At 63.7% G+C, this 10027-nt stretch carries 12 protein-coding genes; all 12 read right to left on the minus strand.

Translation table 11 applies throughout. The features are described 5' to 3' along the window. Positions 1-65: 65 nt before the first annotated feature. The 12 genes from fba to SynA1562_RS09015 all read right to left on the minus strand — a co-directional run bounded on the left by fba (position 66) and on the right by SynA1562_RS09015 (position 10018). The gene (fba, locus tag SynA1562_RS08960) at positions 66-1139 is read right to left on the minus strand and encodes a class II fructose-bisphosphate aldolase (protein ID WP_114987921.1); all 1074 of its coding nucleotides are present in this window, start codon (positions 1137-1139) and stop codon (positions 66-68) included. 60 nt (positions 1140-1199) lie between these two features. Further along, positions 1200-2285 carry a Gfo/Idh/MocA family protein gene (locus SynA1562_RS08965; RefSeq protein ID WP_186493588.1) on the minus strand — a complete coding sequence of 362 codons (1086 nt, stop codon included), beginning with the start codon at positions 2283-2285 and terminating at the stop codon, positions 1200-1202. A gap of 1 nt (position 2286) precedes the next feature. After that, positions 2287-2658: a hypothetical protein gene (locus SynA1562_RS08970; RefSeq protein WP_186493589.1), complete on the minus strand. Its 372-nt coding sequence runs from the start codon at positions 2656-2658 to the stop codon at positions 2287-2289. Then, entirely contained in the window at positions 2655-3536 is an 882-nt protein-coding gene (gene accD / locus SynA1562_RS08975; RefSeq protein WP_186493590.1) for an acetyl-CoA carboxylase, carboxyltransferase subunit beta, read from the minus strand. Before accD ends, SynA1562_RS08970 begins: the two co-directional genes overlap by 4 nt. 56 nt (positions 3537-3592) lie before the next feature. Continuing rightward, positions 3593-4390: an A24 family peptidase gene (locus tag SynA1562_RS08980; protein WP_186493591.1), complete on the minus strand. Its 798-nt coding sequence runs from the start codon at positions 4388-4390 to the stop codon at positions 3593-3595. Beyond that, positions 4378-4665, minus strand: a complete 288-nt coding sequence (locus tag SynA1562_RS08985; protein ID WP_186493592.1) for a hypothetical protein — start codon at positions 4663-4665, stop codon at positions 4378-4380. Before SynA1562_RS08985 ends, SynA1562_RS08980 begins: the two co-directional genes overlap by 13 nt. Before the next feature lie 67 nt (positions 4666-4732). Continuing rightward, the gene (locus tag SynA1562_RS08990; protein WP_114987927.1) at positions 4733-5635 is read right to left on the minus strand and encodes a phosphoribulokinase; all 903 of its coding nucleotides are present in this window, start codon (positions 5633-5635) and stop codon (positions 4733-4735) included. 64 nt (positions 5636-5699) lie between these two features. Then, positions 5700-6773, minus strand: coding sequence for a 3-isopropylmalate dehydrogenase (leuB, locus tag SynA1562_RS08995; protein WP_186493593.1), 1074 nt, complete (start codon positions 6771-6773; stop codon positions 5700-5702). A gap of 32 nt (positions 6774-6805) precedes the next feature. Then, the gene (gene lpxD, locus SynA1562_RS09000; RefSeq protein WP_186493594.1) at positions 6806-7849 is read right to left on the minus strand and encodes a UDP-3-O-(3-hydroxymyristoyl)glucosamine N-acyltransferase; all 1044 of its coding nucleotides are present in this window, start codon (positions 7847-7849) and stop codon (positions 6806-6808) included. Positions 7850-7884: 35 nt separating this feature from the next. Continuing rightward, a complete protein-coding gene (proB, locus tag SynA1562_RS09005) occupies positions 7885-8958 on the minus strand; it encodes a glutamate 5-kinase (RefSeq protein WP_186493595.1) in 1074 nt (357 codons plus the stop codon). Next, positions 8955-9476 carry a YqeG family HAD IIIA-type phosphatase gene (locus tag SynA1562_RS09010; RefSeq protein WP_186493596.1) on the minus strand — a complete coding sequence of 174 codons (522 nt, stop codon included), beginning with the start codon at positions 9474-9476 and terminating at the stop codon, positions 8955-8957. Before SynA1562_RS09010 ends, proB begins: the two co-directional genes overlap by 4 nt. Further along, positions 9464-10018, minus strand: coding sequence for a DUF3727 domain-containing protein (locus SynA1562_RS09015; protein ID WP_186493597.1), 555 nt, complete (start codon positions 10016-10018; stop codon positions 9464-9466). Before SynA1562_RS09015 ends, SynA1562_RS09010 begins: the two co-directional genes overlap by 13 nt. Between the last annotated feature and the right edge of the window lie 9 nt (positions 10019-10027).

Genomic DNA, 10027 nt, shown 5'->3' on the forward strand with positions numbered 1-10027 from the left:
CCTGGACTCAGAGCAAAAAAAAGGGGCCTTTCGGCCCCTGGTGATGAATCGTTTGATCGTGAAGATCAGGCAGCGACGGCAGCCTTGGGATCAAGAGCACCCTTGGCGTAAAGGCCGGCGTAGTAGGTGATGCTCTGCTGCTGGATCTTGCTGGCGTTGCCGGCAGCCCAGAACTGCTGGTAACGGTCAAGGCAGACCTGCTTCATGTACTTGCGAGCCGGCTTGTTGAAGTGGCGGGGGTCGAAGTTGGAAGGATCGGCCATGGCCGCTTCACGCACAGCTGCGGTGAAGGCCAGGCGGTTATCGGTGTCGATGTTCACCTTGCGCACACCGTTGCGGATGCCTTCCTGAATTTCCTCGACGGGAACGCCGTAGGTCTCGGGGATGGCACCACCGTGCTTGTTGATCATCTCCAGCCATTCCTGGGGAACGGAGGAGGAGCCGTGCATCACCAGGTGGGTGTTGGGGATGGCCTTGTGGATCTCAGCGATACGGCTGATGGCCAGCACTTCACCCGTGGGCTTGCGGGTGAACTTGTAAGCGCCGTGGCTGGTGCCGATGGCGATGGCCAGGGCATCGCACTTGGTCTTGGCAACGAAGTCGGCAGCCTCAGCTGGATCGGTGAGCAGCATGTCCTTGGACAGCTCACCCTCGAAACCGTGGCCATCTTCGGCTTCACCCTTGCCGGTTTCCAGGGAGCCCAGGCAACCCAGCTCACCCTCAACGCTCACACCCACGGAGTGGGCGAAGTCCACAACCTGCTTGGTGACGTTGACGTTGTAGTCGTAGCTGGCGGGAGTCTTGGCGTCGGCTTCCAGGGAGCCGTCCATCATCACGGAGGTGAAACCGTTGATGGCAGCGGAGTAGCAGGTGTCAGGGGCGTTGCCGTGGTCCTGGTGCATCACCACGGGGATGTGGGGATAGGTCTCGGTCGCGGCCAGGATCAGGTGACGCAGGAAGATCTCACCGGCGTAGCTGCGGGCGCCGCGGGAGGCCTGAAGGATCACCGGGCTGTCGGTCTCGTCAGCCGCTTCCATGATGGCCTGGACCTGCTCCAGATTGTTCACGTTGAACGCAGGAATGCCGTAGCCGTTCTCAGCGGCGTGGTCGAGCAGGAGCCGAAGCGGAACGAGCGCCATGGATAAATCCTCGGAGGGTTGGGGTCGTCAAAGACGAATCGCCGGCAATTTTACCGCGTGTTACGCAAGATCCAATGTGCCCCCTGCTGCTGCTTGATCGCAGGCCACACGACTGGCCACGCCCTCAGCCAGTCCAGGCAGCATCGGTTGCCCACTGCGAATGCTTTCGGCCCACCAGCCCAGCACCCGCACCACAGGGGCGATGCGACCATCCGTCCAGGTTTGCGGGAAGGCGAGGTCGGCATCGGCTTCCACCGCGCGGAAGGGCTCACCGAGCGGGGAGTGCTGCAACTCAAAGCCATGGACGTAGTCCTTCTGATTGGTGCTGCTGAGCAGCAGCGATCCCGAGGAGCCCACCACATCAAGGCAGAAACCGCGGCCGTTGCGTGACACGGAACTGAGGCTGACCTGTGCCGGCACCGGCAGGTCCTGCCTGCCCTGCCAATGGGCAACGGTCTGCAGCAGCGACACATCGGGGGCATCCACGGCGGCCAGACCACCATCGGGGTGAGGGCGTTGCTTGATCGAAACGCCGTTCAGGGCCTGAACAGCCCCGAGGGGGCCGATCAGCCAGGCCAGCATGTCCACGGCATGGGTTCCCAGGGCTCCGATCACGCCGCCGCCCTGATCCGCCTGGGCATACCAGTTCCAGCCGCGCTGGGGATCGGCACGGCTGCCCATCAACCAGTCGAGCTTCACCAGCCAGGGCGTGCCGACAGCGCCGGCCTGCAGCAGGCGTGCGGCCTGCATGAACAGGGGAACTGCCCTGTACTCGTAATCCACAGCCACTGACAGTCCCCGGGCCAGGGCCAGCCGCTGCAGATCGCGGGCTTGATCGGCATGCAGCGCGATGGGCTTTTCCAGCAGCAGGTGCTTGCCCGCCTCCAGGGCCCGGCGGGCCAGATCAAAGCGAGGTGCGGGGGGAGTGGCGATGATCACCGCGTCCACCGCGGGATCGGCCAGCAGGGCATCCCAATCGCCGAATCCCTTCAAGCCATGGGCGGCTGTGGCGGCATCCAGGCGCTCCTGGCGCGGGTGCCAAAGGGCCACCGCCTCAAGATCAGTCGCTGCCGCAAGGGCCGGCAGGTGAACCTTCTCCCCAAAGCCGAGACCGGCTATGGCAACACCAAGGGGCTGTGGAGACATCTCAGCTGGAGAGGGGTTCGGTGCAGACAGCCTCGATCACAGAGGTGATCAGCCCGTCATCCCCCGCCGGCTGCCATTGGGCACGAAAACGCGGCAAACCGTTCACCTGTTTGTCGCGATACAGCTGCTGGGAGCAGTCCAGCTGCATCACATAGAGCTCTCCTGAGGGCTGATCCCCGACCTCGCTGGCCGCTGGGGTGAACCGGCTCAGCACGGTTCGATATCCATCCCGATCGATGCGCACACTGCCGCGGTCCCACCACTGCTGGCCAGCCTCGGTGGCAGGCACCTCAATCCATTCCACGGGGCCCGCCAGCACGGGGGCGACCCAGCAGAGCAAGGCCAGGATCAAAACACAACCAGCTCGGATCATGCGCTGGTGAGCTCCATCGGTTTGCAGCCGTGCAGGCGCAGAAGATTGGCCAGGGTGGAGCGCAGCTGGGTGCGGGGAACGATCGTGTCCACGAAACCGTGCTCCTGCAGATATTCAGCCGTCTGAAAATTGTCGGGCAGCTTCTCGCGCAGGGTCTGCTCGATCACCCGGCGCCCCGCGAAACCAATCAACGCCTTCGGTTCCGCCAGGATCAGATCGCCCAGCATGGCGAAACTGGCGGTCACACCCCCCGTGGTGGGGTGGGTGAGCAAGGGCATGTAGAGCAGCTCGGCTTCACGGTGGCGTTCCAGCGCGCCCGAGATCTTCGCCATCTGCATCAGGCTGAGCATCCCCTCCTGCATCCGGGCACCGCCGGAGGCACAGACGATCAGCAGCGGCAGCTTGCGGGCGGTGGACTCCTCGATCAGACGGGTGATCTTCTCGCCGACCACGGAGCCCATCGATCCACCCATGAAGCGGAAGTCCATCGCTGCCAGGCCCATGGGGATGCCTTCCACCCGGCAGAGCCCGGTGACCACACCATCCCGCAGCCCCGTCGAGGCCTGACTTTCCCGCAACCGGTCGGCATAGGCACGCCGGTCTTTGAATCCGAGGGGATCCACCGGTGCCAGATCCGCGTTTAGCACCTGAAAGCTGTCGGGATCTGCAATCAGTGCGATGCGTTCAGCACTGTCGATCCGGTGGTGATGGCCACAGTTGGCGCAGACACTGGCGTTGAGTTTCAGGTCTTTGAGATAGACGACCTGACCACATTCGGGACATTTGCTCCACAGACCATCGCCCTCATCCGGTTCCTGCTTGACGTTGGCGACGTACTGACCCTTGCGGCGATCAGCAAACCAATCGAACAGAGACACACAGGGCCGTCAGCTCACACCATTAAAAGCCGGCGCGGGGAATAGACGCTGATCCATCAAGCGCCCAGCAGCGTCAACCAGGTGCTCCACCACCACTGCGGACCGGTCAACCAGACCAGCCAAATGCCCAGAGCGATGAAGGGACCGAAGGGGAACGGTTCCCTGGGGCCCAACCGGCCACTGAGACGCGCGGCGCTGCCGAACAAGGCTCCCGAGACAACCGCAAGGGCCATTGCCGCTGCGATGCCCCCAGGCCCCAACCAGGCGCCGCCCAGCGCCGCCAACTTGGCATCGCCCAAGCCCAGCGCAGGCTGTCCCAACAACCGTTCGGCCAGGGCACTGAGACCTTCCAACAGCAGCAGGGCCAGCACCGCGGCGATCAAATGGCTGGCCAGAACAGAGATCCCAGCAGCCGTGCTGACGAGCAAGCCCAGCACCAACCCCCAGCGGCACAGAGGCTCCGGCAACCAAAGGTGGTCCAAATCGATCAACACCAGTGGCAGCAGCAGCGCGATCAGAGGCAGCCCGGCCCAGGGGAGCCAGAGTTCAGGCAGGCCCCCGCCAGCACCAGGCCACACCAACAGCGCCGAGATCCAGAGACCGGCACTCAGGGCCTCCACGGCGGGGTAACGCCAGCTGATCACCGCATCACAATCACGGCAGCGCCCCCTCAGCAGCAGCCAACCGAGCACCGGAAGATTGTCATGCCAGCGGATGGCATGGCCGCATTTGGGGCAGTGGCTGCCGGGGAAGACCACCGATTCCTGGCGGGGCAAACGCCAGGCCACCACGTTGGTGAGGCTGCCGACGCAGGCGCCCAGCAGGCCTGTCCAAACCAGGATCAACCCTTCCATCGGGTCCGGCCACGGCTCGTGCGCCCCCGGATCAGATCGATGGCAATGAACTCCTCATCCGGCAGAAGAACAGGGGTCTCGAAAACCACACGACCATCGGGTTCCTGCGGATCCACCACCACGCCGAGAGGCTCCTGCCCCGCAGGACTGCTGGAGAGATAGGCGAAATAAATGCGACGGGCCTGGGCGATCAGCGAGCGGCTGTCAATGCGATCCCAGCGGGGAGCCGAGAGCGCCCCCGATGCTCCACGGATTTCAAAGGAGGGCGTTGACAAAGAAATAGAGCCCACCTGATCACTCAGATGAGCCCATTGTAGAGACGATTGTTGTTAAGAGAAGCGATCAGCTGAGCTTGTTCTTCTCTTCGATCATGCGGTGAATGATCGGAGTGAGGATCAGTTCCATAGCGAAGCCCATCTTGCCGCCGTTCACCACGATGCTGGTGGGGCTGGACATGAAGGAATCGTGGATCATGTTCAGCAGGTAACCGAAGTCGATCCCCCACTTCTCACGAGCACCCTTGCGGAAGTGGATGATCACGAAGCTTTCATCCGGGGTCGGGATGTTCCGGCAGATGAAGGGGTTGGAGGTGTCCACGGTGGGAACACGCTGGAAGTTGATGTCGGTCTGGCTGAACTGCGGGCAGATGTGATTGATGTAATCAGGCATCCGGCGCAGGATCGTGTCAACGATCGCTTCAGCGGAATAACCACGCTCAGCGTTGTCGCGGTGGATTTTCTGAATCCACTCGAGATTGGTGATCGGCACCACACCCACCAGAAGGTCGGCCAGGGCGGCCACGTCGTAGCCCTCGCCCTTCACACCGCCATGAAGACCTTCGTAGAACAGCACGTCAGTGCCGGTCGGGATGTCTTCCCAAGGCGTGAACTGACCCGGCTCAAGGTTGACGCCCAGACGGGCGTTGTGTTCAGCCGCTTCTTCAACGCTGTGGAGGTAGTAGCGCTTCTGACCAGCACCGGTTTCGCCATAGGTGCGGAACAGTTCCTCGAGCTTGTCGAAGAGGTTGGCCTCAGGGCCGAAGTGGGAGAAGTTCTCACCCTTGGCCAGGGCATCCGCCATGGCCTGTTTCATGGGCATCCGCTCGTAGCGGTGGTAGCTGTCGCCTTCCACCACTGCAGGGGTAATGCCTTCCCTCGCAAAGATGTGCTCGAAGGCGCGCTTGACGGTGCTGGTTCCAGCTCCGGAAGAACCGGTAACAGCGACAACCGGATGACGCTTCGACATCGACGCAGGGACTACGGGCCCGGCGATCCTGCCAGATCAGGGCCCAATTGCACCAATCTCTGGCTTACAGAGCTTTGAGCAATTGCTCACCCATGGCGCGACAACCCAGCTGGGTGCAGCCTTCTGCCATGAGATCACCCGTACGGAAGCCACCGGCCAGAACGGCATCCACAGCGACCTCAAGATCATCGGCAGCCGCGGCCTGTTTGAGGCCGATGCGCAGCATCATTGCGGCCGACAGCACCATGGCCATGGGATTGGCCTTGTCCTGACAGGCGATATCGGGAGCTGAACCGTGCACAGGCTCAAACAAACCAGGGCCCTCACTGCCGAGGGAGGCGGAGGGCAGCATGCCGATGGAGCCGGTGAGCATCGCCGCCTCATCGCTGAGGATGTCGCCGAAGAGGTTGCCGGTGAGCAGCACATCGAACTGACGGGGATCACGCACCAGCTGCATCGCCGCGTTGTCCACATACATGTGGCTCACCTCCACAGCGCCGTAGCTGGGCGCCATGGCATCCACGCGGTCCCGCCAGAGCTGGCTCACATCGAGCACATTCGCCTTGTCCACCGAGCAGAGCCGGCCCCGCCGCTCCTGGGCGATCTCAAAGGCCACCTTTGCGATCCGATCCACCTCCGAGGCGGAATAGGTCATGGTGTTGAAGCCGCGCTCGTCCCCCTCGGTCTCAATGCGTCCCTTGGGCTGACCGAAGTAGATCCCCCCGGTGAGTTCCCGCACCACCATCAGGTCCACCCCCTCGATCACCTCACGCTTGAGGCTGCTGGCATCGATGAGGGCCGGAACAATCTTCACCGGCCGCAGATTGGCAAACAGCTCCATGCCGGCTCTCAGGCCGAGCAGGCCGGTTTCCGGGCGTTTCTCGCGGGGGAGGCTGTCGAAACGGGGGCTGCCGATGGCTGCCAGCAACACCGCATCGGCTGCCTTGCAGGCTTCCAAGGTGCTGGCGGGCAGCGGCTCACCGGTGGCATCGATGGCACTGCCGCCGATGGGCTGTTCTTCGAAGCTCAGCGAAAAGCCATGGCGCTGGCTCACCACCTCCAGCAGCTGGCGGGCGACAGCGGTGATCTCGGGGCCGATGCCATCACCGGGCAGGAGAACAACGCGGTGCTGAGCCATGACGATGCGGTGCGGCAGGTCGACCGCTGAGGTTACTGAGGGGTGTCCCGCTTGAGCTCCCGCAGGGTCTTGGCCATTTCCGGCAATTTGCTGAAAGTGGCGGAGCAGCGCAACCAGAGACGGTTGGGGATCGCGGGATAGCCGCTCACCACCACTCCAGGGGCCACCTCACCGTGAATGCCGCTCTTGGAGCTGGCGATGGCGCGGTCTCCGACCACAGCGCGATTGGCGACCCCCACCTGGCCCGCCAGGATCACCCCCTGGCCAATCTGAGCTCCCCCAGCGATGCCCACCTGGGAGGCGAAGGCACAGCCACGGCCGGTGGTGACGCCATGGCCGATCTGTACAAGGTTGTCGATCTTGGTGCCGGCACCAATGCGGGTCTCTCCAACGGACGGGCGATCGATGGTGGTGCCGCAACCCACCTCAACACCGTCCTCAAGAACCACCTGGCCGGTCTGCGGCATTTTTCGCCAGCCCTTCGCCGTCGGCACAAAGCCGAATCCCTCGGAGCCGACAACGGCATTGGAGTTCACCACACAGCCACGGCCGAGTCGGCTGCCGGGGTGAAGCACGGCATTGGCGTGCAGCTCGCAGCCATCACCCACCACCACGTCGTCGTAGATCACCACCCCGGGGTGAACGATGCAGTCGGCGCCAAGACGGCTTCCCTCCCCGATGCAGACCCGCGGGCCCACCGCTGTGCCGGGCCCGACCACAGCTCGTTCATCGATCACTGCCGAGGGGTGAATCTCCGCCAAGGGCCGGCGGCGGGGATGCAACTGATCGAGGGCTTCAGCAAAGGCAAGACGCGGATCGGCGAAGACCGCAAAGGCGATGCCACGCTGCGACGCCAGATCAATCAAATCCTGTTGGTCGGGCAGCAACAGGGCACCCACACCGCTGGCGCCCAGAGCCGCCGTGAGGGCGTTGCCCTTCTCCAGAAAGCTGAGCTGCGCCGCTGAGGCCTGATCGAGGGAAGCGGCACCCTCAACCCATGGGTCCAACCCCGGCTGGCTCCAACGCAGGCCTGCATCACCGGTCTGCAGAACCTTGATCAGGGTGCTGAAACGCATGGAGGCCAGGGCAGTCCGGCGGATCGTAGACGTGGTTAACGGCTGCGCAGCACCAGGCCATCGCGATGCACCACCACCGGAGAGGACTCTCCGGGAGATGGGTCATTCATCGCGGCCCGCAACTGGTCGCTGTCCATCGAACAGAGGCCACGGCCCAGATCCTCACCATCAGGGTCCAGCAACTGAACGGGTTGATTGGCGGCGAAGTCACCCCGCACCGCCGTCACACCCACCAGCAGCAGGGACGCACCACGGTGCTGCAGCGCCGCACAGGCTCCCGCATCCAGCTGCAGTTCACCCTCGGGTCGAAGCACATGGGCAAGCCAACTGCGTCGATTGCCCAGGGGTTCAGGGTGGGGATGAAACACCGTCCCTCCCCGTTCTCCCTGCAACAAAGCCTCAAGGCGAGCGGGATCGCGGCCGTCGGCGAGCTGCACGGTGATGCCACTGGCGGTGGCGATGCGGGCTGCCGCCAGCTTCGTGGTCATTCCCCCGGTGCCCCAGCGCCCCCCGTCGCCGGCCCCCTGTTCCAACGAGTCCAGCTCCCGAGGGTGGCGAACATCCGAGATCGGTTCGGCGTTGGCATCAACCCGTGGATCCGAGGAATAGAGGCGATCAACATCCGTGAGCAGGATCAGTTGCTGCGCTTCAACGGCGGCGGCCACCAACGCCGAGAGGGTGTCGTTGTCGCCGAAGCGCAACTCAGCCGGCGAAAGGGCATCGTTCTCATTGATCACCGGCAGCACCCCCCAGCTCAGCAGCTGCCGCAAGGTGCCCGAAGCATTTTGGTAGCGACGGCGATCGGCCAGGTCGGAGCGGGTCAGCAGCACCTGGGCCACGGAACGACCATGGCGGGCCATGGACCGTTCATAGAGCGCCATCAACGCCCCCTGGCCAATGGCTGCAGCCGCCTGCAGGGCCACCACCGTGTCGGGTCGGTTGGTGAGGGCCAGCTTCTGGCAGCCCAGCCCGACGGCACCACTGGTGACCAGCACCACCTGATCACCGCGGTCCATGGCCCCTGCGAAGCAGCGGGCATAGCCATCAATCATGGTAGCGGTCTCCCCCCGAAGCAGGCTGGTGCCGATTTTCACGACCCACAGGGTCATGCTGAAGGCGCCCCCATCACGCGGGCCATGGCGCGTTCAAACCGCTGCACCCGGTCATGGCTGCAGGGCTTGCCGTCCTCTCTAACCGGGCGCACCAGCACGGTGTAGAGCCCCATTCGATTGCCACAGAGCACATCCGTGAACAGGCGGTCGCCGATCATCGCGATCGCCTCCGGTGGCAGCGCAAGATCACGAACCACGCTGCGCAGGGCACCACGGCGGGGCTTGCCGGCACCAAAGGTGAAGCTGACCTGCAGCTGATCCGCCACAGCAGCAATCCGCTCGCGGGAGGGGTTGTTGCTGAACAGATGCAATTGCAGGCGGCGGCCGGCATCCACCAGCCAGTCGCGCACCGGCCCTGGGAGGGTCACGTCGCGACCGGGCAGAAGGGTTCGGTCGACGTCAATCACGGCGGCCTTTAGGCCATGGGCCGTGAGGTGGGGAAGCGAAAGCTGGGCGATGGTGAGATGGGGATCCCAATCGGGGATCAACCAGTGCTGTGCCGTCAATCCGGCCATTCACGCTCCTCCAGTTCCGCCTCAATCAAGGGTTGAATGCGATCGAGCTCATCGTCGCTCAGCAGCACGGCCTGGCCATCCACCATTCGCACCAACACCAGGAACGGATCGAGCGGGATGTAGAGGCCGTATTCCTCCGCTTCAACCATGAAGCTCACCAGCAGTTCAAAGGTCTCGGCGTCCTCATCAACGTCGTCGTCCTCCTCCAGCTCGTCGAGCTCGTCCTGATCCGGCTCCTCCAATTCACCACTGACGGTGAGGGTGATCGCCGATCGCACCAGAACCAGATCGTGCTCCTGGAGCACCACATCAGCCACCGAGAGAATCGGCTCGCTGCTGGCAACTTCCGTAATCGGCACCGGCTCAGCATCGTCATTGAGCCGAAACAGCGAGACCGGTGTATCAACCGGCGAGAGCAGGGCGTAGTCCTGCCCCTCGATGGGGATCAGATGCTCGAGGAAACACAGCAGGTCATGGCCCTCGCGGTCGCGGACCAGCAGGGTGGGGTGATCGCTGCTCTTACCGGGGCCCGACTCAGACATCGACGCGGC

Source organism: Synechococcus sp. A15-62, from assembly GCF_014280075.1.
Lineage (GTDB): Bacteria > Cyanobacteriota > Cyanobacteriia > PCC-6307 > Cyanobiaceae > Parasynechococcus.